Genomic DNA, 25,652 nt, shown 5'->3' with positions numbered 1-25,652 from the left:
ACACCGGCCCGCCCGGCCCCCTCCCTCATGTGACGCGCGTCACAGCGAACTTTTCAACCATCCGGTTGTTTTACTGATCCGTCGGGGGTAAGTTTTCAACCAACCGGATGGATTCAACGCCGGGAGTCACCAGCCGGACACCACGGCCCCTACGGGCCGGGTCACCCACACAGGAGATCACCATGAGCAACAAGACCGTCGTCAGCGACTTCTGGGCCAGCTACGCCAAGGGCGACCTGGACGCCACCTGGGCGCAGTTCGTGGACGAGGATCTGGTCATCCACCCCACCGGCGGCTTCGCCTTCACCCGGCAGACGTGGCTGGACATCGAGAAGTCCCTGATCGCCTCGTTCAAGGACATCTCGGTCGAGGTCCTCGACCAGGTGGCCGAGGGCGACAAGGTGGCCACCCGCTGGGTGCTGACCGCCACCCAGACCCAGGACTTCCTCGGAGTCACCTCGACCGGCCGCACCGCGACCCTGAACGGCACCACGGTGGACGTGATCCGCGACGGGAAGATCGTCGAGCACTGGGGCGAGGTCGGCACGGACTACTTCCTCGGCCTGCTGGCGGGCACCCGGTGAGCGGCACGCGCCCCGGCCCGGTACGGGCACCGGCACCGGGCCGGGGCGCCTCCGCCACCCGCGCCCGGCTGCTGGAGGCCGCCTACGAGGAGTTCGTCACCCACGGGCCCGCGGGGGCCCGCGTCGAACGCATCGCCAGGAACGCACCCGCCAACAAGCAGGCGATCTATGCCTACTTCGGCTCGAAGGAAGAGCTGTTCGAAGCGGTCCTGGAGGCCCGTATCCGCGTCCTGGCCGATGTCGTCCCCTTCACCCCGGACGACCTGGCCGGATACGCGGGCGCCCTCTTCGACGCGTTCGCCGACGACCCGGACCTCATCCGGCTCACCCAGTGGCGGACGCTGGAGCGCCCGGAGGCGACGGACGCCGAGCGGGACAACCACATCGACAAGGCCCGCGCGGTCGCGGAGGCGTACGGCACCGACCTGGCGGGCGGGATGGACGCGCTGATGATCGCGCTCGCCGCCGCGCAGTCCTGGCTCTCCACCCCGGCCGCCATCCGCAACCCGGCGGGCGCCGACGAGAAGACCCGCCTGGCACAGCACCGGGCGGCGGTCGTGGCCTCGGTGGACGCCGTGGCCGACCGCATCCCGTCGGCGCGCTGATCCGGTGGAGCACGGTCCGGAGCGGGGGACGGTTGAACCTTCCCCCGCTCCGGACCGTGCTCTGTGCAGGAACGCACCGCGTTCCCACCGGCCGGTACGACCGGTGACGGCGGGCCCCCGGGACGGCGCCCGCGACGACACCGGACCGGCCCACGGGCCAGGCAGCGCGCCCGTGCTCTCCGGCGGCGGCGGACCCGCCCCGCCGTGGAGACCGCTCCCGTCCCCGCACGGGCGGCCGGTGCCCGAGCGCGACGCAGCACAGCAACGGGAGTCGAGCAGCATGGACACAAGCGGACGGCGGGTCGTCGTCATCGGCGGCGGCTACGCCGGGGTCAAACTGGCCCGCGACCTGGACGAGGTCGCGGACGTGACGATGGTGGACGGCAAGGACGCCTTCTTCCACCGGGTCGCCTCCCTGCGGGCCAGCGTCGATCCCGACTGGACCACCGCGCCCTTCTTCCCGTACGACAGGCTGCTCGCCCGGGGCCGGGTGCTGCGGGACAAGGCGACGGGCATCGACACCGGTGACCGCCTGGTCCTGCTGCGCAGCGGCATGCGGCTGCCGTACGACGCCCTGGTGATCGCCACCGGCGCCGACTACCAGGAGCCCGCGCGGTTCACCGGGGTCACGGTGGACGAGGCCGCGACGGCGTTCACGGAGCACCAGAAGCAGGCGGCGCGGGCCGGGTCGATCCTGGTCGTCGGCGGCGGTCCCTCCGGGGTGGAGCTGGCCTCGGAGCTGCGCCGCACCCAGCCGGGCAGCGAGGTGACCCTCGCCCACTCGGGTCCGTATCTGCTGTCCCGCGCCCAGAGCCGCCGAATGGGCGCCAGGGCGCAGGAGCACCTGGAGCGCAACGCCGTGCGGGTGCGGCTGAACACGGTCATCACCTCGGCGGGCGCCGCACTGATCGACCAGTCCGGCGCCGCCTACCGGGCGGACCTCGTGTTCTGGACGACCGGCACCACGCCGAACACTCTGTGGCTGCGGCTCGCCGGGCACGGCAGTTGGCTGAACGCGGCCGGGCACGTCCGGGTGGACGCGCATCTACGGGTGCAGGGCCACCCGGACATCTTCGCCATCGGGGACGTGAACGACGTGGCCGAGGCGAAGCTGTCGCCGTCCGCCATCGCGCAGGCGTCCGCCGCGACCTACAACATCCGTTCCTTCCTGGACCGCACCGCCAAGCACGGCTCGCAGCCGCGCCCGTACCGCACGACCCCGCTGCGCATCTTCTCCGTGCCGTTCGGTCCCGGCGCCGGGACGACCCTGATCCCGGTCAAGGGCCACGGGCTGGCGGTGCTCGGGCACAAGGTGACGGACGCGGTCAAGAGCAGGCATCTGGCGGTCCCCTACGTGGCCCGGCTGCTGAACCAGCCGGTTCCGTAGGGGAGTTGCCGCAGGGGAGACGCGGGGGGACCCGGCGGCGCGCGGCGCTGGTACGACCTCCGCCGCCGTACCAGCGCCGCCGCGCGCCTCAGCCGTCGAGCCGGACCGGGAGCCGGGCCACGCTGTTGCCGACGAAGGTGGGGTGGCGGCCAAGTTCCTCCTCGGCAGCCGCGACCCGCAGGCCGGGCCAGCGGGCGAAGAGGCGTTCCAGGGCGACGGTGGCCTCCAGCCGGGCCAGGGGAGCACCGGGGCAGTAGTGGGCGCCGTGGCCGAGGGAGAGGTGCCGTACGGCGCCGGGGCGGCCGGGGCGGGTGATGTCGAACCGGTCGGCGTCCGGGCCGAACGCGCGCGGGTCTCGGCCCGCCGCGGAGTACGCGGCGAGAACGGCGGTGCCCTCGGGAACCGGGGTGCCGCCGATCTCCATGTCCCGCACGGGATAGCGGAACGGGAAGTAGCTCACCGGCGCGTCCCAGCGCAGCGTCTCCTCGACGACGTCGTCCCAGGAGACCTTGCCCGCCTGGACCAGAGCGAGCTGGTCCGGGTGCGCGCACAGGGCGCGGACGGCGTTGGTGATCAGGTGCATGGTCGTCTCGTGCCCGGCGACGATGAGGATGACCAGGGTCCCCATCAGCTCCTCCTGGGTGAGCCGGTCGCCCTCGTCACGGGCCGCGAGCAGCGCGCTGATGAGATCGTCGCCGGGCTGCTCGGCGCGGGCCGCGACGACGGAGCCGAGCAGCGCGGCGAGTTCGTGGTGCGCGGCGACCGCCTCGGCGGGCCCGATGTCGGTGGCGACGACCCGCCCCGACAGCTCGTGCAGCCGATCCCGGTGGGCGCGCGGGACCCCGAGGAGTTCTCCGATGACGTCCAGCGGGAGCCGGAGCGCGAGTCCCTCGCGCAGGTCGGCGGTGCCGTCCTGGGAGGCACCGGCGGCGAGGCCGTCGAGGAGTTCGTCGGTGAGGGCCTCGATGCGGGGGCGGAGGTCCGCGACCCGGCGCGGGGTGAACGCCTCACCGACGAGCCTGCGCAGCCTGCGGTGGTCGTCGCCGTCCCGGTTGCCCATGCCCTCGGGCGAGCAGAACAGCGCGAGCGGCCAGCCGTCGGGGATCTCCCCGCGCCGGAGCGCGCCGAAGTGGGCGGGGTGCTTCGCCACGTCCGGGTGGGACAGGAACGCCTTCAGTTCCTGGTGACCCAGTACGGCGACCGCGGGCACCTCACCGGGCAGCACGACAGAGGCGACCGGCCCCTCGGCGAGCAGGCGGGCGTTGGCCGCGTGCGGGCAGCCACCCGACACGTCCAGGCGGTGCGGCGCACCGGGGGTGGCGTCCATGAGGTGGTGTCCTCTCCGTACGGAACCGTCGTGCTGGACACGTACGGCGCGCGGACTCGGTTCAACGGACCTCGGAGACGGAGATGTCGCAGGCCGGAGCGGTGCGCTGCTTAAGGAACGGCGTGACGGCGGCACAGGACGCAGTTGGATGACGTATGCCGTTCGCGGCCGCCACTTCCTAGGGTTGGGTCCATCGCCTCCGCTGTCCGGAGGCGATGGACGGCCTCACCGGTTCCACTACGGCGACGATCTCGCGGGGAGTGCGCGGGCCGGTCCACCCGATGAACCGAGAAGAGCGGATGAGAGCCCCCTCGGGTCCCCAGGGCGGCAACGGCACTGCAAACGCCTCGCGCTCGTAGGAAAACGGGCGGTACACGGCTCGCGCCAATCCAGAGGTAGACCAGAAAGCGCCGGACCCGTACCCGGCCCGCACAGGGCGGCTCAGAAGGACTTCGGCCCCGCCGGGAGCCCGGACCCCGGTCCGTGGCTCCCGGCGGCCGTGTAGAAGACGGACGTGCCCTGCTTGATGCGCTGGGCCTGCGCCTTGGCGACCAGCGCCTCCAGGGTCGTCCGTACGACGGTCTTCTTGACGGTCCGGTCGGGGTGGCGCCGGGCCAGCTCGGTGGCGATCTCCAGCGCGGAACGCGGCTCGGCCTGCGCACGCAGGTGGGCACGGACCAGTTCGACCAGGGTAGGCGGTACGACTCTGGGGGAGCGGGGGTCCACCGGCGCGTCTCTGGTGTGCCGCTCGCTCTCAGCGGGCGGCACGGCCTCCGAGGCGCCCTGGATGTCCGTGGCCCCCTCGGTGCCCGTCCCGGAGGCCGCGTCGGCACGCGGCGAGGGCATTACGGCGAGGGTGTCGGCGCCGACCGGCTCCGGGACGGCGGCCTGCTGGACCGACTGGAGACCGAGCACCTGGCGCATGTTCTCCAGAACGGCACGGTCGTGGTGCAGCCCGGCGAGCTGGGCCTGGAGAGCCTCGATCTCCTTGCCGATCCGCTCCTGCTCCCGACGGTTGCGTTCGAGATCGCCAGCCACCTGGGCGGAGTACTGGGAGGTGAGCCCGGTGGCTCCCGCGCTGCGTTCCGACACGACGCGTGCACCCCTTCCGGACAGCGGCACAGAGGTCGTCATGGTCATGGTCCTCCAGCGGGGCCGGAGCCGCTACCGATGTCCTTCCGCACAGGCTCAGCACAGCGGCGGGAGCGGTGGCGGCCCTCGGCCGGGTGCTCCGGCCGGAGGCTTGAGTCGCTGGCCGATTTCTTCAGTCGCTGCCCCTCTCGTTCAGTAGCTGCTCGGTCGCTCCTCAGTCGTCAGCAGAGCGTGAAACTCTGGCCACAGCGACTGAAGGGGGAGCTACCCAGCGACTGTTCAGTCGCTCTCAGTCTCAGAGAGAAAGCGCAGGTAAGAGGGGTGTCCCTTGCTCGATAGCGACTGAAGCGACTCAAGGGCCCCATATATGAGCTAGTTATAGGGTGCTCGTGTGCGTCATATATAGAAGCCTTCAGTCGCTTCAGTCGCTGTTTTAGCTTTTGGATCTTCTTGACCTGCACATTTGCACAGCGACGAGCAACAGCGACTGAAGCCCCCCAGTCGCTGCCCCTTCAGTCTCAGTCGCTGGAGTTATCCACAGGGGTTTCGGCCACCCGGAACGAGGCGTCACCATCGACACGTAAACCACCGTTCTCCGCACGTGCTCCACGACCTCAGCTGCTCCGTTCGCTAGTCTGTGTCCGTCGTAGAGTCGCTTCGGTCGCTGGTAGGGGGGTCCACATGCCTGCTGAGCTGCGTGTTTCCAACAGCGACTCAACGCGCCCCGGTCCGGGCACTCCAGGTGTCCCCGCACTGACCACCGCGAGCTGGTGCGCCCGGCGCGGCTGGCCGGTTCACCCGCTCGCCGCAGGCCGCAAGACACCCGCCGCCAACTGCGCCCAGTGCCGCGCCAACCCGCACCCGCCCGCCGAGTGCCCCTGCCTCCCCGCAGGCCGCTGGTGCCACGGCTTCCACGCCGCCACCCTCGACCAGCAGCGCATCACCCAGTGGTGGGGTGCCCATCCCGAGTTCGGGGTCGGTATCGCCTGCGGCCCGGCCCGGCTGGTCGTCATCGACATCGACGCCCACCCCACCCAGCCGCCCAGCAGGGACCGCATCCTGCCCGGCATCCGGATCGCCGACCACATCGACCTCACCGGGCTCGCCAACGGCTTCCACACCCTCGGCGTGCTCGCCGCGCTCCGCGGCCAGCCCAGCCCGGCCGACGACGACTCCACGCTGCGGGTCCGCACTCCCTCGGGGGGCCTGCACGTCTGGTACCGGGCGGCCGACAACCGCCGCTGGCACTGCTCCTCCGGCTCCAGCCCCGGCCGCGCCCTCGCCTGGCAGGTGGACGTCCGTGCGCACGGCGGCTACATCATCGCCCCCGGCACCACCACCCACCAGGGCGGCTACACCCCCGTCGGAGCCGTCCGCGAACCCGCCGTGCTGCCCGCCTGGCTCGCCCAGGAACTGGAGCGCACCAGCCACCTGCCCGCCCCCAACATCCCCACCCCCCGGCCGGTCCCTCCACGCGCCCAGCAGGCCGTTCTCGCGGCGGGCGGACACCGCGACCGCGACCGGGGTCTGCTGGCCTCCGTACTCGCCCCCGTCGAGGCGTGCGGCCAGCAGGCCGAGGGCGCCGGTTTCTCCAGCACCCTGAACCGGGCCGCGTTCACCCTGGGCGGTCTCGTCGCCGCCGGGCGGCTCAGCCAGGAGGAGGCCGAACGCGCCCTGGAAGCCGCCGCGACGGCCGCCCGCCCCGGTCAGGAGCCGCGCGCCCAACAGATCATCCGCAGCGGTCTCACCGCCGGTCTCAAGTACCCCCTGCAACCCCGCGGAGGGCGTCCATGACGTCGCCCGGCAACGAGACGCTCTTCGACTTCGACCCCGAGGCCGTCGCCGCCCAGATCCGCGCACAGGGCACCTCGGTGCCCGTCCCCGCCCAGTCGGCCCCCGCCGCACCCGCCGTCACGGGGGAGGCGACCTCCTCCGGGCTGCTCCCGGACACCCTGACCGACCGGGGCAACGCCAAGCTGTTCGTGAAGCTCTACGGCCGCGACTACCGGCACGTCCCCGGCATCGGCTGGTACCGCTGGGACACCACCCGCTGGCAGATCGACGAGGACGACACCGTCCTGTGGGCCGCGGGCGACCTCGCGGAGGCCATCGCCGCCCACGACCCGCGCGGCATGCACACCGCGCAGGCCCTCCAGACCCACCGCCGCCGCGCCCTGTCCACCACCGGCATGAACGCGATGCTCACGCAGGCCAAGTCCGCCCCCGGCATGGTCCTCAACGCCTCGCTGCTGGACGCCGACCCGTACGCGCTCTGCACCCCGGACGGCATCGTCGATCTGCGCAGCGGCCTCATCAAGAGCCCCGACCCCAACAAGGACTTCCACTCCCGGTCCACCACGGTCGGCCCCCACCACGTCGCCACCCCGCGCTGGAACCGCTTCCTCACCGACACCTTCGGCGAGGACGAGGAGGGCCAGGAGATGATCTCCTTCCTCCAGCTCCTCCTCGGGTACTCGATCACGGGTGATGTGGGTGGTCAGGTTCTGCCGTTCCTGTTCGGTGCGGGCAAGAACGGCAAGTCGGTGCTGCTGGACGTGCTGATGAAGCTCCTCGGGGACTACGCCGACGCGGCCCCGCCCGGCTTCCTGATGGCCCGCCCCTACGAGGGCCACCCCACCGACCTCGCCGAACTGCACGGACGTCGGGTCATCGTGTGCTCCGAGGTGAAGCACGGCGACAAGTTCGACGAGGCCCGGGTGAAGCTGCTGACCGGTGGTGACCGGATCAAGGCGCGCCGGATGCGGCAGGACTTCTTCAGCTTCCAGCCCACCCACAAGCTCTGGCTGCTCGGCAACCACCGCCCCGAAGTGGGCACCGGTGGCTTCGCGTTCTGGCGCCGTATGCGGCTGATCCCGTTCGAGCGGACTGTCTCCGACGACCGCAAGATCGACAACCTGGCGGACATCCTCGTCACGGAGGAGGGGCCGGGCATCCTGGGCTGGCTCATCGACGGTGCTCGTCGTTATCTTGCCGGGCACCGGGATCTCACGGGTCCCGAACGGGTCCGTATCGCCACGACGGCGTACGCCGAGACCGAGGACCACACCGGGCGCTTCTACGACGAATGCTGTCGGCTCGGCTCCGAACTGCGCGCAGAGCAGACGGCCCTCTACGCCGCGTACCGGATCTGGTGCCAGAATGAAGGGGCACCCGCCATGTCCTCGCGCGCGTTCGCCGTCCGCACCCGTGAACTGGTCGGGCTGGCATCGCCCAAGGAGATGATCCTGTCCAACCAGCGCAAGCACTATCCGGGCATCGGACTGCTCACCGACGAGGAGAGGGAAGCGACCGAATGAGCTCCCTGATCACCGAGGACGAGATCAGCCACGAGACCGAACTGGTGTGGCTGGAGGACATCAGCGATCTCGACTACGTGCGCCAGAGCCTGGACCGCCTGCCCACGCGCGGCGGCAAGCCGGCCTACCACCGCGACGGCCGCATGATCGGCTACGCCCGGCTCGGCCCCCAGGCCAAGCCCTCCCGCTCCTCCGGCACCTTCCGCCGCCGCGTCTTCTGGGTCCTCCCGCACGACCGCGACACCGACCCCGACGGCCTCTACGCCAAGGGCGCCCCCGCCGAGGCCGTGGACCCTCGCACCCTCGCGGCCCGCGTCAAGGGCTACAAGACCGAACGCTCCGAGGGCGGCCCTCCGTCAACGGCCATGCAGGAGCTGGGCATAACGCTGCCGTTGTGATCCATATCACTACGCATGTTCGGGATGTTCTGTCCCGCTGTGTCCACCTTTATCGGTGGGGCGACGAACGTCGTGCCCTGTGTGGCGCTCCGTCGCAGTGATGGCCGAGGCGTCGCGCTGTTCCGCTCCAGCGGGAGTACGCCTTGCTCACCCAGGCCGAACACACCGAGCCCAAGACACCGCGACCCATGCTGCACGGAAGGCTGGTGGCCCGGCCACTGGCCGCAGCGCCCGCCGCGATGGTGCCGTATCTGCGGCTGATGCGGCTTCAGGCACCCATCGGGACCTGGCTGTATCTGCTGCCCGGCTGGTGGGCCATCGCGCTCTCCACCACCAGCGGTGTCCGTCTCCTCGACCTCGTGCTGTTCGGGCTCGCCGCCGTGTTCATGCGGGGTGCCGTCTGCACCGTCAACGACATCGTGGACCGTGACATCGATGCCAGGGTCCGCCGCACCGCCTCCCGGCCGCTGCCCTCCGGCGCCGTCGGCGTCGGCACCGCCCGGGTCTTCACCGCCGTCCAACTCGCCGTCACCCTCGCCCTGCTGATCCCCACCGGCGGGCGCACGGTCGCGGCGGTCGCCGCGTCCTTCCCGCTCTTCGTGATCTACCCGTACGTCAAGAAGTTCTCGAACCTGCCCCAGTTCTGGCTGGGCCTGTGCTTCAACACGTACGCCTTCGCCGGGTCCCTCGCCGTCACGGGCCGTATCACCGCACCCGTGCTCGCACTGTGGGGCGCGGGCGTGTTCTGGACCATCGGCTACGACACGATCTACGGCCACCAGGACAAGGAGGACGACCGGCGGATCGGCGTCGGCTCCACCTCGCTGCTGTTCGGCGCCGCCACCCGTGCCTGGGTGAGCCTCTTCTACGCGCTCACGGTCGCCGGACTCCTCTGGGCGGGCACGCTCGCCGGGGCCGGATGGGGTTACTACGTGCTGCTGGTGCCCTTCGCCGGGCACCTCGTCCGGCAGCTGGTCACCCTCGACATCGACTCCCCGGACCGCTGCCTGCGGCTGTTCGTCTCCAACCGCTGGGCCGGGCTCATCGTCTTCGCGGCCGCCCTGCTCGCCCAGTCGCACTGAAAGCCCGTACCACCACCCCCGTCCGCCACCCCAGGGACGCGTCATGCCCTCCATCCCCCTCCTCCCCTTCGACCGGGACGTCTCCCCCCTCGACCCGCCCAGCGCGTACGGCCGCATGCGTGCCGAAGGCCCCGTGCGCCGGATCGCGCTGCCCAACGGGCGTGACTACTGGCTCGTGACGGGCTACCACGACATCCGGTCCGTGCTCGCCCACCCCGGCGTCAGCGCCGACCCCGCGCACGACGACTACCCGCGCATCCGCGCCGACGACCGGCCGCCGCGCCCCGGCTCCTTCATCACCTCCGACGCGCCCGAACACACCCGGCTGCGGCGGATGCTGACCTCCACGTTCCGGCACCGCAACATCGAACGGCTCAAGCCGGCCGTCGCAGGACTCACCCGGCAACTCCTGGACGGCATCGAGAACGGCCCGCGCCCCGCCGACCTCGTCGCGGACTTCGCCCAGCCGCTCCAGACCCGCGTGCTCTGCGAACTCCTCGGCGTCCCCTACCAGGACCACGCCCTCTTCCAGCGCATCGCGCACACCATCTCCGACCTGGAGGCACCCGGCGCCGAAGTCGCCGCCGCCCGCACCGAACTCAGCGACTACCTGCTGAAACTGCTGGAGCGGAAGGACCGCGACCCCGGCGAGGACCTGTTCTCCGAACTCGCCGTCCACCGCGTCCGCACCGGCGAACTCACCTCCCTGGAAGCCGCCGGAATGGGCACCCTGCTGCTCTTCGCGGGCCAGGAACCCACCGCCAACACCCTCGCGCTCAGCGTCCTCGCCCTGCTGCGCGACCCCGCGCGGGCCGCGCTCCTCACCGCCGAGCCGGACGCCGTACCCGCCGCCGTCGAGGAACTGCTGCGCCACGTCACGGTCATCCACTTCGGCATGCGCCGCGTCGCCACCGAGGACATCACCGTCGGGGACGTCACCATCCGGGCGGGGGAGGGCATCATCCTCCCGCTCCAGTCCGCCAACCGCGACGAGCGCGTCTACGACGACCCGGACACCCTCGACCTCCGGCGCGCCGCACAGCAGCACGTCGCCTTCGGCTTCGGAGTCCACCAGTGCATCGGCCAGCCGCTCGCCCGCGCCGAACTCCGGATCGCGCTGCCCGCGCTCCTCGGCCGCTTCCCCGGCCTGCGCCTTGCCGTCCCCGAGGACCGGCTCGTCTTCCGCGACCAGGCCGTGGTCTACGGCGTACGGGAGCTGCCGGTGACGTGGTGAGCGGCCACCACCGCTACTCCACGGAGCGGAAGGTCTCCTCGCGGACGGTGCGCCCCGGTGTGCGCCGTACCGTCAGGACCGCGATGTCGTCGTGGCGGCGGCTGCCCCCGGCGAACTCCCGCGCGTCCTCGTGCAGCGAGCGGGCCAGTTCGGCCGGGGGCACGTCCAGGCGCTTGGCCAGGCGTTCGGGGAGGGGGTAGAAACCGCCGTCGTCGGCGCGCGTCTCGGTCAGGCCGTCCGTGGTCAGCAGCACGGTGGCGCCCGGCGGGAACGCGAACCAGTCCACCACCGGGGGCGCGTCGGCCAGCGCCGCGAGCCCCAGCGGCACCCCCGAGCGCATCGGAGGCGTGTCCACCGACCCGTCGCACATCAGCAGCGGAGGCACGTGCCCGCAGTTGACGGCCTGTGCCTCGCTGTCCGCCCCGACCCCGAGGACCAGCGCGGTGACGAACCGCTCGTCGTCCCCGAACTGCCCGGCGTAGGAGTTGTGCCGGACGACCGACGCGTCCAGGGCGTCCACCAGCCCCGTCAGCGTCGGCTCCCGGTGCGCCGCCTCCCGGAACGCGCCCAGCACCGAGAACGCGGCACCCACCGCGGCCAGCCCCTTGCCCTGCACGTCCCCGATCAGCACCCGTGTCCCCCACGGCGAGGCGACCACGTCGTAGATGTCCCCGCCGAACAGCCGGTCCTCGTGCAGGGGTTCGTAGACACCGTGGACGAGGACGTCTTCGGTGACCAGCGGCAGCGGATGCAGGATGTGCCGCTGGATCGCGGCGGCCGTCGAGCGTAGCCGGAACATCTCGTCCTCGCGCCGGATGCGCCGCGCACAGGCGTACACGGAGGTCAGCGCCAGCCCCACGGTCAGTGCGACGGTCAGCGCCCGGTCCAGCCAGTCGTTGCCGTGCCGGTCCTGCACCACCACGGCCAGCGTGACCACGAACACCGTCCACGCGGCCACCCACCGGGTCTGCGCCACACTGCAGAACGCCGTGGCCGCACCGGGCAGGAAGACCAGCAGCCCGAACAGCCACACCGCCGACCCGGACAGCGCGCCGAGCAGCTCCACCAGCAGCGTCGCCGCGCCCACGGCAGCGGCCAGCCCGCCGTTGCGCGGCGGCTCGATGGCCTCACGGGGCCGGGTGCGACGGTGAGCGATCACAGGAACTCCCGAACAGACGGCGATCTTCGTACTGTATGCAGCACGGTGCCCGCGCGCCCCGCACCGGCGTGGTACCGGCTGTTACCATCCCAGTATGGCGAAGACACAGAAGGGCTGGCGCGTCGATGACGAGATCGCCGAGCTGGCCACCGCGCGCGCCAAGGACCGGGGCATGAGCGTCGGCGACTACATCGCGGCGCTGGTCCGCGAGGACGTGGACGGCATGCGCCGACGCGGTCTCGAAGCCGCCCGCCGCTTCCTGGACCAGCACCAGGCCCTCTTCGACGAGATCGAGGAGACCGAGGGCGCGGAGACCGGCCCCCGCGCCGCCTGATGGAACTCCACATCGACGTCCCCTGGATTCTCCAGGTCGCCGAACTCGCGGGCGCCGCCGACCCCGCCCCCGACGACTACGGAGTCCCGGTCGCCGCCGTCGCCTGCCACCGCGCCGAACTCCTGGACACCCCGGTCTACGACGGCCCCTACGCCCGCGCCGCCGCCCTCGTCCATGTCCTCGGCCGCTGCCGCTGGCTCGAACGCTCCAACCTCGCCGTCGCCGCCGCGACCGGCGTCATGTACCTCGAAGCCTCCGGCCACCCGGTCCACCCGACCCGAGACCACGCCCTGTCCCTGCGCGACCTCCTGCGCGACCCGACGTGCACGACGGCCCGGATCACCGCACTGCTGCGAGGGTGGCCGACGGAGGGCTGAGGGCCTGCCCCTGTTCACCGCTCCGCCTTGACCGGCACCTCCGTGGGCGCGGTTGGGGGAGCGCCGGGCGGACCGTCGCGCGTCGGGGCTGTGCCCGCGTCCGGGAACAGTGGCCGTACCCCCGCCAACGCCCGTGCCAGCAGATGCGAGCGGCCCGCGATCACCGGCGCCAGCACGGCCAGGACGAGGACGTAACTGGCGATGAAGGGGGCGAGGCGGCTGTCCAGCCCCGTGCCCGCTGCCATCGCGGCGAGGATGAGGGCGAACTCGCCCCGGCCGAGCAGGGTGGTGGCGACGTTGGCGGCCGGGGTGGGGCCGAAGCCGTAGAGGCGGGCGGCGAGGAGACCGGCGACGATGTTCATGACGATGGTCAGGGCAGCGGCGGCGGCCACCGGGACGGCGACGGCGGGGAGCAGGGCCGGATCGATGGCCAGGCCGAACGCGAAGAAGAAGATGGCCGCGAAGGCGTCCCGCAGCGGATGCACCAGGGAGCGGATGCGCGGCCCGGACGGTGTGCCCGCCAGGATCAGGCCGACCATGAACGCGCCGATCGCGTCCACCACGCCCAGCACCTCGGAGATCCCCGCCACCAGGATCGCCGCGCCCAGGAAGCTCAGCACCAGCAGCTCGTTGTCCCGCACCGAGATCAGCCGCCCGATCAGCCGCGTCCCGTAGCGGGCGGCGATGGCCAGCACCATCAGGAACGCGAACGCCTTCGACGCCTGGAGCACGGTCTCCCCGACCCCCTGCGCCCCGCTGATCACTGGCTGGAGCGCGGCCAGGTACAGCGCGAGGAAAATGTCCTCCACCACCGTCACCCCGAGGATCAGCCGCGTCTCCGGGCGCCCGATCCGGCCCAGGTCCACCAGGATCTTCGTGACGATCGCCGACGACGAGATGCCCAGCACCCCGGCCAGCACCAGTGCCTCCCGCGCCCCCCACCCCAGCGCGAACCCGAAACCGAGCCCCGCGCCCACGTTCAGCAGCAGATACGTCCCCCCGGCCGCCAACAGCCGCCGCCCGCCGCGCCGCAGATCGTCCAGGTGGAATTCCAGGCCCAGATAGAACAGCAGCAGCACCAGCCCCAGCGAGGACAGCATCTCGAAGTCCTCGGCGTCCTCGACCAGCACCGGCCCCGGTGTGTGCGGGCCCAGCAGAATCCCGGCCAGGATGAACAACGGGATGGTCGGCAGCCCGATGCGTCTGCCGAGCCGGGCGAGTACGGCGGCGGCCAGAAAGGCGCCGCCCATCGCTATGAGGACGTCTGCATGCCCCACGGGCCACCCCTTTCCACTCAGAGGTCCGGGTCAGAGGGCTGGGTCGGAGGAGGCGTGGTCGGAGGAGGCGTGGGGGGAGGGGGCTCGGTCGGAGGGGGCGTGGGGGGAGGCGAGGTGGTCGGAGCGGGCTCGGTCGGACAGGGGCGGCCTCACCTCACGGCCGGTCCGGACCTCACGGCCGGTCTGGACCTCACGGCCGGTCCAGATGATGCGGCCCGACCGGTGGCGCCAGCAGATACGCCCCCATACCGGCCACGACCAGGCCGGACGCGAGCATCAGCCCCTGGGGCAGCAGCACCCCGAACACCAGCAGCAGCGCCGCCAGCCCCAGCAGTGCCCACCCCGGACCACGCCCGCGCCGGTACTCGCGCGGACGCCGGGGGTGCCCCGTCTCCATACCGCGCGCGAACGGCGAATCGCTGAGCCGCGTCTGCTCCGCGAGATCCCGCAGGGGATCGGTACCGGGCTGTGTCATGACTCCTCCCTCCGCAGGAACGGCAACGGCAACGCGGAACCACACCGGCGTACCGGCGCGAACCACAACGGGGAATCACTGTCACCCTCACACGCCCCCACCCACCCGCACCATCGGGTACGACACCCAAAACCGCCGGAGTGCGACACCCACACCCGGCCCTGTGTGGACAGCACCGCCCCGCCCCCGCAGGCTGACCATGACACGCTCACACCCCGACGACGCGGACAGGAGGCGGCACCCGTGTCCCTGTTCTGGCGGATCTTCCTGCTCAACGCCGTCGTCCTCATCGCCGCCACGGCACTCCTGCTCGGCCCGGTGACCGTCTCCACACCCGTACTGCTCACCGAGGCCGCCGTCCTCACCGGCGGCCTCGCCGCCATGCTGGTCGCCAACGGCATGCTGCTCCGCGTCGGCCTCGCCCCGCTGCAACGCCTCACCCGCGCCATGACCACCACCGACCTGCTGCGCCCCGGCGTACGCCCCACCGTCACCGGCCGTGCCGAAGTGGCCGAACTGATCACCGCGTACAACGCGATGCTCGACCGCCTCGAAGCCGAACGCGCCGCCAGCGCGGCACACGCCCTGTCCGCGCAGGAGAGCGAACGGCACCGCATCGCCCGCGAACTGCACGACGAGGTCGGCCAGACCCTCACCGCCGTCCTGCTCGAACTCAAACGCGTCTCCGGCCACGCCCCGCCCGACGTCGCCACCGAACTCCACCAGGTGCAGGAGGCCACCAGAGCGGGCCTGGACGAGATCCGCCGCATCGCCCGCCGCCTGCGCCCCGGCGTCCTGGAGGAACTCGGCCTGCCCAGCGCCCTCAAGGCCCTCACCGGTGAGTTCACCGGACCCGCCCTCACCGCCCGGCACCACATCGACTCCGACCTGCCCCCGCTCGGCCACGACACCGAACTCGTCCTCTACCGGGTCGCGCAGGAATCCCTCACCAACGCGGCCCGCCACTCCGGCGCCCACCGCGTGGACCTCACCCTCCGCCGCGTCGCCCACGGCATCGAACTGAGCGTCCGCGACGACGGCCACGGCATCGGGGACGCCCTCGAGGGCGCCGGAATCAGCGGCATGCGCGAACGCGCCCTCCTAGTCGGCGCCACCCTCACCCTCACTCCGGGTTCCGGCAGCGGTACGGAGGTACGCCTCGCGGTACCGAACGGCGCGCGCGGACCCCGTACGGCGACGACGGCGAAGCCGACCCCGGAAGCACAGCCCCCGTACGGCAACACCCCCACGGAGCACCCGAGATGACCGGCCCACCCCAGCCCGCCGAGGCCCAGCACCCCGGGAGCGCGCACCGGGAGAACCCCGAGCCGCCGCCCCGGGAGAACCCCGGCACCCCCGCCCCCGCCGAGCGCCCCACCCGCATCCTCCTCGCCGACGACCACCACCTCGTCCGCCGGGGAGTCCGTCTCATCCTCGACGCCGAACCCGACCTCACCGTCGTGGCCGAAGCGGGCAACGGCGCCGAGGCGATCGACGCGGCCCGCGCCCACCGGCCGGATCTCGCCATCCTCGACATCGCCATGCCCCGCATGACCGGCCTCCAGGCAGCCCGCGAACTCTCCCGCAGCCACCCCGGGATCCGCCTGCTCATGCTGACGATGTACGACAACGAACAGTTCTTCTTCGAGGCCTTGGCGGCCGGTGCCTCCGGGTACGTCCTGAAGTCCGTGGCCGACCGCGATCTGATCGAGGCATGCCGGGCCACCATGCGCGGCGAGCCATTCCTCTACCCCGGCGCCGTCAACGCCCTGATCCGCACCTACCTGGACCGCACCCGGCAGAGCGGCGGCCAGGTGCCCGAGCGGGCGATCACCGACCGCGAGGAGGAGATCCTCAAGCTGGTCGCCGAGGGCCACACCTCGCAGCAGATCGCCGACCTGCTCGTCATCAGCGTGAAGACCGTCGAACGCCACCGCGCCAACCTGCTCCAGAAACTCGGCCTCCGCGACCGCCTCGAACTCACCCGGTACGCCATCCGAGCGGGGCTCGTGGAGCCGTGACCGGTGCCGCTGCCCGGGCCGTGACCCTCTGCCGGTGCGAGGTCGCTGCCGGTGCCGGTGCCGGTGCCGCTCCCGCTCCCGCTCCCGTGACCGGTCGTGCCACAGAGCCCCGGCCATTTCCCGCGCTGTAAAACGCGCCAGCCGAAATCCCAACACCTCGTCCAGCAATGTCTGTTACAGGCATGGACAGCCGTCCGGCGCCCGTGTTCTCATGCCTGACGCGTCCCTTTACAACGTTGTAGCAGAGCGACCCGGCACCCCCCCTTGCCCGTCCGCACCCCCCTGCCCGTCCGCGCTCCCCGAGCGCCGACCTCCGGATGGAGCCGCGCCGTGCGACCACCCCGTACCAGGCCCCGCCCCCGCCCGGGAACCCGTCCCGGAACCCGCCGCGCCCGGGCCCTCGGCATCGTCCTGTCCTGCGCCGCCCTGCCCCTGGCCCTGACCGCCACCGGTGCGACCGCGACACCTGCGATGCCCGCGGCGACCACGGCCGCCGCCCCGCACCGCACCACCCCCACCGTCCAACTCCCCGACGCCCGCTTCCAGATCCTCTCCCCGACCCTCATCCGCACCGAGTACGCGGCGGACGGCCGCTTCGAGGACCGCCCCACCTTCAACGCCGTCGGCAGGGACACCTTCACCCCCGCCCCCTACACCTCCACCGTCCGGAACGGCACCCTGACGATCACCACGAGCGCCCTGACCCTGCGCTACCGGCTCGGCTCGGGCCCGTTCGGCGCGGGCAACCTGAGCATCGTGTACAAGGCGGGCACCACCCCCGTGGAGACCGCCCCCTGGCAGCACCCGGAGTGCGCGGTGGGCGCGCTGTGCGAGGCGGAGGGCCAGCCGCACGACGGCACCGGACTCGCCGCCGACCACAAGGGCTACACCGGCCGGGGTTTCCTCGCGGGCTTCGAGGTGGACACCAACTCCCTGACCAGCGACGTACGTACGGCCGCGAACGGGACGTACGAGTTCGCCGTGCGGTACGCCAACGGGGCGGGCGGAGACGGCAGGCACGAGGCCCGCACCCTGAGCGCCCGGGTGGACGGCGGCGCCGAGCAGAAGCTCACCCTGCCCGCGACCGCCGACTGGGACACCTGGGGCGTGGCCCGGCTGCGCCTGTCCCTCGGCGCCGGGCAGCACAGCGTGACCCTGCGCCGGGCCCCCGGCGACTCCGGCAACGTCAACGTGGACAGCGTCGCCCTGCTCCAGCCCGGCGCCGCCTACCCCGGCCGGGCGGACACCGTGGTGCCCGGCTGCCGCTACGGCACCAACTGCGAGGCGGAGGACGCCCTGCTGACCGGCCCGGCCATGATCGCCACCGACCACCGGGACCACTCCGGGGACGCGTTCGCCGCCGAACTCGGCCAGGACACAAAGGTGTCGGACCGGATCACCGGCATACCCGCCGACGGCACCTACCTGCTGCACCTGCGCTACGCCAACGGCACCGGCGGTGACGGCCGCCACGAGACGCGGAACATCAGGGTCGGCACGGCCGCCGGAACCCGCACCCTCGCCCTGCCGGTCACCGACGACTGGGACACCTGGACCTCCGCGTCCGTCCCCGTCCAACTCCGGGCGGGCACCGACGAGATCACCCTCGACTGCCCGCAGGCCGCCGACTGCCACGTCAACCTCGACACCCTCGCCGTCACCCGCACCGGTGCCGCCGCACCCCCGCCGCACCTCGCCCTCGGCGGCTACCGGCGCAGCCTCGACGGCCTGGACGGCGACCGCGACCCGCACCCCTGGACCACCCCCGGCCTGCTGCACCGCGACGGCTGGTACCTCCTCGACGACACCCCCTCAGCCGTCTACGACACCCGCACCCACCGAGCCACCCCGCGCCCCGGACACGCGGGCCGCCCGTACCAGGACGGCTACCTCTTCGGCTACGGCCACGACTACCAGCGGGCGCTCACCGACCTGGCCGCGCTCACCGGCCCGTCCCCGCTGCTGCCCCGCTGGGCGTACGGCGTCTGGTACTCGGAGTATCTGGACCGCACGGCCGCCGACTATCAGAACACCGTGCTGCCCGCGTTCCGCGAGGCGGGCGTCCCGCTGGACGTGCTGGTCACCGACACCGACTTCAAGGCGCCCAACACCTGGAGCGGCTGGAACTTCGACCCGGCCAAGTTTCCCGACCCCAAGGGCTTCTTCGACTGGTCCACCGCCCAGGGCCTGCACAACACCCTGAACATCCACCCCAGCATCCTCGCCGACGACCCCCGCTTCCCCGCCGCGCAGGCCACCGCCAACGGCAAGCTGCGCAAGGGCGGCTGCGCCTCGGCGGGCGGCGCCGACTGCTACGTCTTCGACTTCGGCGACCCCGACCAGCTCCGCGCCTACCTCGACCTGCACCGGCCGATGGAACGCGCCGGTAACGACTTCTGGTGGCTCGACTGGTGCTGCGACGCCTCGCGCTCCTCGCAACCGGGCGTCACCCCGGACGCGTGGATCAACCAGAAGTACACCGAGCTGACCGGCGAGACCTCCGAACGCCCCTTCGTCCTCTCCCGCGCCTACGGCTCGCTCCAGGCGGGCGGCTACAGCGGCGGGGTCGGCCTGAGCACCGGGCCGTGGGCGGACAAGCGGACCACCGTGCACTTCTCCGGTGACACCGCCTCCACCTGGGGCACCCTGCGCGCCGAGGTCGGTTACACACCGGGGGAGTCGGCGGCCACCGGCCTGTCCGCCGTCAGCCACGACATCGGCGGCCACAACGACGGCTTCGGCATCCCCGGCTCCGACACCTGGACCGACGGCGGCACGACCCACCGCACCACCAAACTCCCCGACGACCTGTACGCCCGCTGGGTGCAGTTCGGCACCTTCCAGCCCATCGACCGGCTGCACAGCAACCACAGCGACCGGCTGCCCTGGCAGTACGGCCCGGACGCGAACCGTTCGGCCACGAAGTTCCTGAGGCTCCGCGAGGACCTCGTGCCGTACACGTACACCCTGGCCGAGCGCGCCACCGCCACCGGCGTGCCCGTCGTCCGCCCGCTGTACCTCCAGTATCCGGAGGAGGAGGCCGCCTACACGCGGGCGGGCAGCGAGTACCTGTACGGCCCCGACCTGCTCGTCGCCCCGGTCACCGAGCCCGGCGGCACGGCCACCACCCACGTGTGGTTCCCGCCGGGCCGCTGGACGGACTACTTCACCGGCGCCACGTACACCGCGGGACCCGGCGGCAGCACCCGGGACGTGACGACGACCCTCGACACCATGCCCGTCTTCGTCCGCGCCGGAGGCATCGTCACCACCCGCGCGACCCCCGTCGCCCACGACGCGGGCAGCACACCCGACCGGGTCGCGGTCACCGTCGCCACCGGGGGCCGGGGCAGCTTCCCGCTCTACGAGGACGACGGCACCGGAACGGTCCACGCGTCCCGCAAGGCGGTCACCCCGCTGACCTACGGCGACGGCACCCTGCGCATCGGCCCGGCCAAGGGCACATATCGCGGCCAGCCGCGCACCCGCTCCTGGACGGTGACGTTCCTCGGCGCCGACCACGCCCCCGCGAGCGTCACGGCCGACGGCACCCGGCTGCACACATCGGCCTGGACCTGGAACCCCGAGCAGCACAGCGTGCGGGTCACCCTGCCCGCGCAGAACGTCCGAACGCCGGTGACGGTGCGTCTGGGCTGAGAGGGGAGTGCCTCTATGTCTTTCGTCGAGCGAGGCGTGGGGTTCTGGGTTGGTTGTCGGGCCAGGCGGAGGAGTGCCTGGGTGTGGGTCTTCCCGCGGGCTCGGCAGCGGTCGTAGCAGGTGCGGGAGGTGGCATCGTGCAGGGCGACGAACGCGGACAGGAACATCGCGCGTTTGAGCTGCCGGTTGCCGCCTCTGGGTGCGTGTTCGCCGTGGATCGAGGTTCCCGACGACTTGGTCGTCGGGGCGAGGCCGGCGTATGAGGCCAGGTGGGCGGCGGTGGGGATGCGTTCGGCGGCGGGTCCGGTGCCCGGCGGGCGGTGGTCGGTCATCGCCCGGTTCTTGCCGCCCTGGAGGTTCTTCGTCACCGCCAGGGGCCGGGAGCTCCACCGGCGGGCTCCACGGCGCGCGTGTGTCGTGCGCGTGTGAGGCAGTGAACTTCGCCGGGCCGCGCCGGGCAACTGCTCGCGCTCCTGGCCGTCGTCGTCGCACCCCGGCCGTGCACATGCTGCGCCGCACCCGGCCGCGACGACGACGGCGAGACAGAGACAAGATCGAATGAGAGGGGACAGATCAGGGGCCACCGGTCCGGAATGAGAGCTTTGCGCAGGCGTTCGGGGAACGGTCACCGTGACCGTTCCCCGAACCGAAGCTCCGAGGCTGGTGTGACGGGAGGGGAAGGACCCGCCACGCTGATCAGCGTCGCCACCTGGAGCCTACTGAGGACGCTCGGAACCTTGATCGTTCTCAAGTTCACCGCGGTCAACTTGGCCCAGGGCCCTGCCGGATTTCAGGGTACCGAGGGCACGCGTCCAAGGGTTCAGAAACAGGCACTTACCAGGTCTGGATCCACTGGCTTCCGCCTTCCTGGCCCTGAGCGCCGATTCCCACTCCGGAGACATCGCCGTTGTACCAGGTGGTGCCCACGGTCCTGTTCGACCAGACGTCTATGACGTTGATGGGCTCCCAGGCGTGGATGGAACCGAAGTTCCACCACTGGCACTGTCCGGGGGAGACGATGACGCTCTCAAAATTCCCTCGCTGGGGGAACTGGACCACGGCGGGGTAGTTGCCCTGGGCGCACAGCTGGACCCACTGGTTCTGGATCGTGGAGGCGGAAGCCGTTCCGGCCGTGCCGGCGAGCAGACCGGCGGTCATGGCGCCTGCGGCAACTACGGCAGCGGCAACCCGCTTGGTGTTCTTGATGAAACGCACTTATTTTCCCTTACTGTGTATTGGATTGTTGGTATCCGCCGGATTTGTTCGGCGGGGAGTGGACGAGCGGCGGGAGAGCGGGGACGACCGTCATGGACGGCGGACGTTCCCCGCGTTCGCCCATCGCTGCTCACGCTTCAGCGGCAGGGTGCCGCAACTGGAAGACGTAGATGACCACGGTGAAAGTTCACGGTCAGGGTGTTTTCCGTGACGGATCGTCGTGTGGGTCGGTGTCGAGACGCTCGAGGACCCTCCCGATCGCCGACCTGGACGGCGCATGCCGCCAGCGCAGCAGGTGACGGCGCACGCCGAGCGCGGCGAGCAGCCCTGCGTCGGCGCGGGCGCCCCACTCGGCGAGTTCGTCGATGGTCCGGGCTCCCGAGACCGCGGCGGCCGCGCAGACCAGCAGGATCGAGGTCAACGAGTACCAGCGGCCCCACCGGGAGCGAGGATCGGGCACTGCCTCCAGGAAGAACCGCAGGTCAGCCCCCCCCGGGCATCGCACCTCAGCGCGTGTAGGGCCTGGGTGCGGTGCCGCTGGCCCCGGACAGCGAAGGACCCCGGGCCGCCCTGCGCCCGGGGTCCTGTCGCCGGTCTCACCGCCGCCGCTCACCAGTCGTCGGGTGCGCTGCCCACCCACGCGATGGGCCGGCCCTCGCTGTTGCGGCCCCAGTGCGGTTCCTCCAACGAGGTCTTGTGAACGTCGGGCAGTACGCAGATCCGCCCCCAGCGGCCGTGCTTGCCGAACGCGGCCACCGCGCCCACACCCGTCTCCGTCGCACCGATGGCCAGGCCGATGACGCCGATTGAGCACCGCCCTTGACGCACTCGGTCGCGTACTTGCCCCAGTCGAGGAGCCCGTTGGGGTCGATGCGGTTGACGGGGTCGCCTTCGGCGGAGACGTAAGCCACGGTCATAGCCCACCACCGCCGACCCTCACGGACGGACGAGATGCGGGGGGTTCAGCTCTGCCGGGAGTGCACCGGGCTGTTTGCCACCTCGTCCGGGCACGGCTTGTGCGGGGAGCGGGCGCCCCGGTCGCGCTGCCAGTCGAAGGCCGCGAGCACGAAGGCCGCGGCCATGCCGACGAGCCCGGCGGCCAGCGCCACCACCACCGCCATGCGGTAGTCGGGGTTCTGGTGGCCGAGCGTGACGTAGAAGAGGCCGGGCAGCGCGGCCGTACCCACCGCGGCACCGAGCCGCTGTCCGGTCTGGAGCGCGCCGCCCGCCGCACCGGCCATGTGCACCGGCACGTCCCGCAGAGTCATGGTGATGTTCGGGGACACCACGAACCCGCTGCCGACCCCGCCGAGGAACAGCGTCGGCGCGGCCACCCAGGGCGCGATGTGCAGCGGCGCGAACCACAGCAGCAGCGCGGTCCCGCCGAGCCCGAGGATGACGGCCGCCAGCCCGCACACCGTCAGCAGCCGCCCGAACCGCTCCACGAGCCGTCCGGCGATGACGGCGGCGCACGCCGACCCGATGGCGAACGGTGTGACCGCGAGCCCCGACATCAGCGGGGAGAAACCCAGTCCGTGCTGGAAGAACAGCGCGAACACCAGCCAGACCCCGCTGAACCCGATGAAGTACAGGGTGGCCAGCCCGGAACCGCTGGCATAGCCGCGCACCGTCGTGAACAGGCGCGGGTCCAGCAGCGGTTCCCGGCCCTGCCGCACCAGCCTCCGCTGCCGCATCATGAACGCGGTGAGCAGGACGGCGGCGACGGGGAACAGCCACCACAACCGGCTCAGACCCCCGGCATCCGCCTCCACCAGCGGGAACATCAGCGCGAGTACACCGCAGCCCAGGATGAGGATGCCTGGCAGATCGAGGTGGGGCCGCTGGGAACTGGGGAAGTGCGGCAGCACCCGGCGGCCGACCAGGAGACCGGCGACACCGATGGGCACGTTGACGAAGAAGATCCACCGCCAGCCGTGCTCACCGGAGGCCAGCGCCAGGATGATCCCACCGGTGATGGGCCCGGCCGCCGAGGAGATGCCGACGGTGGCGCCGTAGACACCGAAGGCCCGACCGCGTTCGGCGCCCCGGAACAACTGCTGGATGAGCGCCGAGTTCTGCGGCGCCATGAACCCGGCGGCCAGCCCCTGCGCGAGCCGCGCGACGACCAGTACGGTGATGTTCGGCGCCGCCCCGCTGCACGCGCTGAAGACGACGAAACCGGCCAGCGCCACCAGGAAGATCTTCCGGCGGTCGAAGGCGTCCCCGAGCCGCCCGGCGGTGATGAGGGCCAGCGCGTAGGTGAGCGCGTACCCGGAGACCACCCACTGCACCTGCGCGGCCGAGGCGTTCAGATCGCGCTGGATCGTCGGCAGGGCGACCGCGACGATGGTGACGTCCAGCAGGGTCATGAACGCCGCGATCAACGCGACGGAGAGCGCCTGCCAGCGCCGTGGGTCCGGTACGTAGGTGTCGTCCTGTCCCCCCAGCGGAGGTTCTCCCGCTCTCGCCCCCGACTCCGACGTTGCCACACGCCCTCCTCTCACCGGGGTCCAGGCTCATCCGTATTCCCCACCACCCCACTGGCACACGCCGGTCCGCGCAACCGGAACGTACTGATTCACGACATTTGCGCGCGCGGCCGGAGTGCGTTGACGCAAGGCAATGTCGAGTGATTCACTTCTCCCGGTGAAGCAGGGTGAACCCCTACGGGTCCCGGTGAGGGTTCAGCCAGCCCCGGCGATCCCCCAGGGATGATCACCCATCCCACGCAGCGCCCCGAGAGACACAGCCCGAAGAGGTCGATCCTTGCTCCCGTCCATCATCCTGGCGGAACCGCAGGCCCCGACCGCGCAGATCCTCACCCGGAGCCAGGCGGCCACCGCTCTCGGCCTGTCGCCCAACACGGTCACCAAACTGCTGGCCAGCCGCTTCCTCACCGGCCTTGAGGCCGACCGGGTCGGTGTCCTCGCCCGCGCCCCGCACGTCGGCGTCACCCACGGTGTCCTGCCCGTGCTGCGCACCGCCGCCGCCGGACCGCCCGCCGACGCGGACGACGACCGCGCCTACATCGGCGACTCCGCCCACCTCTCCGACGACGAGTTCCTCCAGGCGTCCCGCCGCTGGTGGCGCTGCGAACCCGAGACCATCGTCGCCGCCGGAGTGCTGCCCGTCGCCGTCGCCGGGTGGGTGACCGGCGTACTCGCCGTGCACGGCGTGGACGACACCCGGCGCCTCGGCCCCCAAGAGGTACGGCACTCCTTCGCCGCCACCGTCGCGGGCCGCGTCGGCACCCTCGACGACCCGGCCACCGCCCGTGTCCTCACCACCGATCCGCACCTGGCCGACCTGACCGGCCAACTGCTCGGCGCCCGCGTCCAGTCGGCCGTGTCCGGCGGCCCCATCGCCTACCTCAAACCCCGCACCGGCCACCGGGAGCACGCATGAACGGCGGCTTCGACGCCATCGACGCCCTCCTGGACGGCGCCCGGCAGGAGGTCCCCCTGCCTCCCGCCGAGGAACGGCGCACCCTGCGCGAGGAGTTGAACCTCTCCCGCGCCGAGGTCGCCCGCGCCCTCGGCGTCAGCCCGTCCACCCTCAAGGGCTGGGAGACCGGCCGCGACCCCAGCGGCGAACTCCGCCAGAAGTACGCCTACTTCCTCGACGGCGCCCGCACGAGACTGACCCCACCAGAGGAGCGGCAGCCGGAGCCGGAGCAGCAGCCGGAGACGGAGACAGAGCCGGAGCCGGGGACAGAAGCGGGGCCGGGGACGCTGGCCGAAACCGAGCCCCCCGCACCGCCCGCCGACACCGCCGCGCCGCCCGCCGACACCGCCGTACCCGCCGCCGACCTCTACGACGAGGACGTGGCCGCCCTCACCACCCCCCAGCCCTGCGTCCTCTGCGGTCGCCCCGCCCACCATCAGGTCGCCGGTTTCGCCCAGCACCTCGACCCGGCGGAGTGCGGTGCGGTGACCCCGGAGACACCCGTAGGGGAAGCGCCCCTGGGGGAAGCACCCGTAGGGGAGAAGCCCGTAAGGGAGGCACCCGTACGGGAGCAGCCCGTAAGGGAAGCCCCCGCCCCGGACCGCAGGCCCGCCCGCCCGAAGACCACCGCCCGCCCGGAAACCACCGCCCCCCCCCCCCCGCCCCC

24 protein-coding genes and 1 pseudogene are annotated in these 25,652 nt (G+C 71.9%); 15 read left to right on the top strand and 10 right to left on the bottom strand.

Annotation, left to right across the window (positions count from 1 at the left end; translation table 11 throughout):
* Positions 1-182 precede the first annotated feature (182 nt).
* The 3 genes from KUM39_RS05615 to KUM39_RS05605 all read left to right on the top strand — a co-directional run bounded on the left by KUM39_RS05615 (position 183) and on the right by KUM39_RS05605 (position 2,576).
* Positions 183-584 carry an ester cyclase gene (locus tag KUM39_RS05615; protein WP_217784265.1) on the top strand — a complete coding sequence of 134 codons (402 nt, stop codon included), beginning with the start codon at positions 183-185 and terminating at the stop codon, positions 582-584.
* Positions 581-1,189 (top strand): TetR/AcrR family transcriptional regulator, encoded by a 609-nt coding sequence (locus KUM39_RS05610; protein ID WP_217784264.1) that lies wholly within the window; start codon positions 581-583, stop codon positions 1,187-1,189. The genes KUM39_RS05615 and KUM39_RS05610 overlap by 4 nt, the downstream gene beginning before the upstream one ends.
* Before the next feature lie 280 nt (positions 1,190-1,469).
* Positions 1,470-2,576 carry an NAD(P)/FAD-dependent oxidoreductase gene (locus tag KUM39_RS05605; protein ID WP_217784263.1) on the top strand — a complete coding sequence of 369 codons (1,107 nt, stop codon included), beginning with the start codon at positions 1,470-1,472 and terminating at the stop codon, positions 2,574-2,576.
* A gap of 88 nt (positions 2,577-2,664) precedes the next feature.
* Here KUM39_RS05605 and KUM39_RS05600 read toward each other — a convergent pair whose 3' ends face one another.
* Both KUM39_RS05600 and KUM39_RS05595 read right to left on the bottom strand, forming a co-directional pair.
* A complete protein-coding gene (locus KUM39_RS05600) occupies positions 2,665-3,903 on the bottom strand; it encodes a cytochrome P450 family protein (protein ID WP_217784262.1) in 1,239 nt (412 codons plus the stop codon).
* Positions 3,904-4,344: 441 nt separating this feature from the next.
* Positions 4,345-4,995, bottom strand: coding sequence for a hypothetical protein (locus KUM39_RS05595; RefSeq protein WP_308288044.1), 651 nt, complete (start codon positions 4,993-4,995; stop codon positions 4,345-4,347).
* 681 nt (positions 4,996-5,676) lie between these two features.
* Between KUM39_RS05595 and KUM39_RS05590 the strand changes: the two genes are divergently transcribed.
* From KUM39_RS05590 to KUM39_RS05570, 5 genes are all read left to right on the top strand, one after another.
* Positions 5,677-6,789, top strand: coding sequence for a bifunctional DNA primase/polymerase (locus KUM39_RS05590; protein WP_217784260.1), 1,113 nt, complete (start codon positions 5,677-5,679; stop codon positions 6,787-6,789).
* Complete coding sequence (locus tag KUM39_RS05585) at positions 6,786-8,312, top strand: DNA primase family protein (protein WP_217784259.1); 1,527 nt, start codon at positions 6,786-6,788, stop codon at positions 8,310-8,312. Before KUM39_RS05590 ends, KUM39_RS05585 begins: the two co-directional genes overlap by 4 nt.
* Complete coding sequence (locus tag KUM39_RS05580) at positions 8,309-8,710, top strand: DUF6009 family protein (RefSeq protein ID WP_217784258.1); 402 nt, start codon at positions 8,309-8,311, stop codon at positions 8,708-8,710. Before KUM39_RS05585 ends, KUM39_RS05580 begins: the two co-directional genes overlap by 4 nt.
* 188 nt (positions 8,711-8,898) lie before the next feature.
* The gene (ubiA, locus tag KUM39_RS05575) at positions 8,899-9,792 is read left to right on the top strand and encodes a 4-hydroxybenzoate octaprenyltransferase (protein WP_217784257.1); all 894 of its coding nucleotides are present in this window, start codon (positions 8,899-8,901) and stop codon (positions 9,790-9,792) included.
* Positions 9,793-9,835: 43 nt separating this feature from the next.
* On the top strand, positions 9,836-11,026 hold the full coding sequence (locus KUM39_RS05570; RefSeq protein ID WP_217784256.1) for a cytochrome P450: 1,191 nt from the start codon (positions 9,836-9,838) through the stop codon (positions 11,024-11,026).
* Between the two features lie 13 nt (positions 11,027-11,039).
* Here the strand turns inward: KUM39_RS05570 and KUM39_RS05565 are convergent, their stop codons facing one another.
* Positions 11,040-12,185, bottom strand: a complete 1,146-nt coding sequence (locus tag KUM39_RS05565; protein WP_217784255.1) for a PP2C family protein-serine/threonine phosphatase — start codon at positions 12,183-12,185, stop codon at positions 11,040-11,042.
* A gap of 94 nt (positions 12,186-12,279) precedes the next feature.
* On the opposite strand from KUM39_RS05565, the gene KUM39_RS05560 reads away from it, so the two are divergent.
* Together KUM39_RS05560 and KUM39_RS05555 are read left to right on the top strand one after the other, a co-directional pair.
* Positions 12,280-12,519, top strand: a complete 240-nt coding sequence (locus KUM39_RS05560) for a hypothetical protein (RefSeq protein WP_217784254.1) — start codon at positions 12,280-12,282, stop codon at positions 12,517-12,519.
* Entirely contained in the window at positions 12,519-12,896 is a 378-nt protein-coding gene (locus KUM39_RS05555) for a fic family toxin-antitoxin system, toxin component (RefSeq protein WP_217784253.1), read from the top strand. The genes KUM39_RS05560 and KUM39_RS05555 overlap by 1 nt, the downstream gene beginning before the upstream one ends.
* A 14-nt stretch (positions 12,897-12,910) precedes the next feature.
* On the opposite strand, the gene KUM39_RS05550 is transcribed toward KUM39_RS05555, so the two are convergent.
* Positions 12,911-14,173, bottom strand: a complete 1,263-nt coding sequence (locus KUM39_RS05550; RefSeq protein WP_217784252.1) for a cation:proton antiporter — start codon at positions 14,171-14,173, stop codon at positions 12,911-12,913.
* Between the two features lie 190 nt (positions 14,174-14,363).
* On the bottom strand, positions 14,364-14,648 hold the full coding sequence (locus tag KUM39_RS05545) for a DUF3040 domain-containing protein (protein ID WP_217784251.1): 285 nt from the start codon (positions 14,646-14,648) through the stop codon (positions 14,364-14,366).
* 243 nt (positions 14,649-14,891) lie between these two features.
* On the opposite strand from KUM39_RS05545, the gene KUM39_RS05540 reads away from it, so the two are divergent.
* The 3 genes from KUM39_RS05540 (at position 14,892) to KUM39_RS05530 (ending at position 20,326) form a co-directional block, all read left to right on the top strand.
* Positions 14,892-15,914, top strand: a complete 1,023-nt coding sequence (locus tag KUM39_RS05540; protein WP_217784250.1) for a HAMP domain-containing sensor histidine kinase — start codon at positions 14,892-14,894, stop codon at positions 15,912-15,914.
* Complete coding sequence (locus KUM39_RS05535) at positions 15,911-16,669, top strand: response regulator (RefSeq protein WP_246619659.1); 759 nt, start codon at positions 15,911-15,913, stop codon at positions 16,667-16,669. The genes KUM39_RS05540 and KUM39_RS05535 overlap by 4 nt, the downstream gene beginning before the upstream one ends.
* A 330-nt stretch (positions 16,670-16,999) precedes the next feature.
* Positions 17,000-20,326, top strand: a complete 3,327-nt coding sequence (locus tag KUM39_RS05530; protein ID WP_504740061.1) for a TIM-barrel domain-containing protein — start codon at positions 17,000-17,002, stop codon at positions 20,324-20,326.
* Between the two features lie 53 nt (positions 20,327-20,379).
* Here KUM39_RS05530 and KUM39_RS05525 read toward each other — a convergent pair.
* The 5 genes and pseudogenes from KUM39_RS05525 to KUM39_RS05505 all read right to left on the bottom strand — a co-directional run.
* A pseudogene (locus KUM39_RS05525) lies at positions 20,380-20,610 on the bottom strand (transposase); the annotation flags it as partial.
* Between the two features lie 550 nt (positions 20,611-21,160).
* Positions 21,161-21,541, bottom strand: coding sequence for a hypothetical protein (locus KUM39_RS05520; protein ID WP_217784249.1), 381 nt, complete (start codon positions 21,539-21,541; stop codon positions 21,161-21,163).
* A 193-nt stretch (positions 21,542-21,734) separates the two neighbouring features.
* Positions 21,735-22,001: a transposase family protein gene (locus KUM39_RS05515; RefSeq protein ID WP_308288043.1), complete on the bottom strand. Its 267-nt coding sequence runs from the start codon at positions 21,999-22,001 to the stop codon at positions 21,735-21,737.
* A 149-nt stretch (positions 22,002-22,150) separates the two neighbouring features.
* Positions 22,151-22,369 (bottom strand): hypothetical protein, encoded by a 219-nt coding sequence (locus tag KUM39_RS05510; RefSeq protein WP_217784446.1) that lies wholly within the window; start codon positions 22,367-22,369, stop codon positions 22,151-22,153.
* Between the two features lie 134 nt (positions 22,370-22,503).
* Complete coding sequence (locus KUM39_RS05505; RefSeq protein WP_372455716.1) at positions 22,504-23,910, bottom strand: MFS transporter; 1,407 nt, start codon at positions 23,908-23,910, stop codon at positions 22,504-22,506.
* A 397-nt stretch (positions 23,911-24,307) separates the two neighbouring features.
* On the opposite strand from KUM39_RS05505, the gene KUM39_RS05500 reads away from it, so the two are divergent.
* Complete coding sequence (locus KUM39_RS05500; RefSeq protein ID WP_217784247.1) at positions 24,308-24,946, top strand: hypothetical protein; 639 nt, start codon at positions 24,308-24,310, stop codon at positions 24,944-24,946.
* Positions 24,943-25,652 (top strand): helix-turn-helix domain-containing protein (locus KUM39_RS05495; RefSeq protein WP_246619658.1); only part of this gene is annotated, 710 nt, incomplete at its 3' end. The genes KUM39_RS05500 and KUM39_RS05495, both read left to right, overlap by 4 nt.

The organism is Streptomyces corallincola (assembly GCF_019104725.1).
Lineage (GTDB): Bacteria > Actinomycetota > Actinomycetes > Streptomycetales > Streptomycetaceae > Streptomyces > Streptomyces corallincola.
The sequence above is the reverse complement of the archived record's forward strand: the minus strand, read 5'-3'. Positions and strand labels throughout refer to the sequence as shown.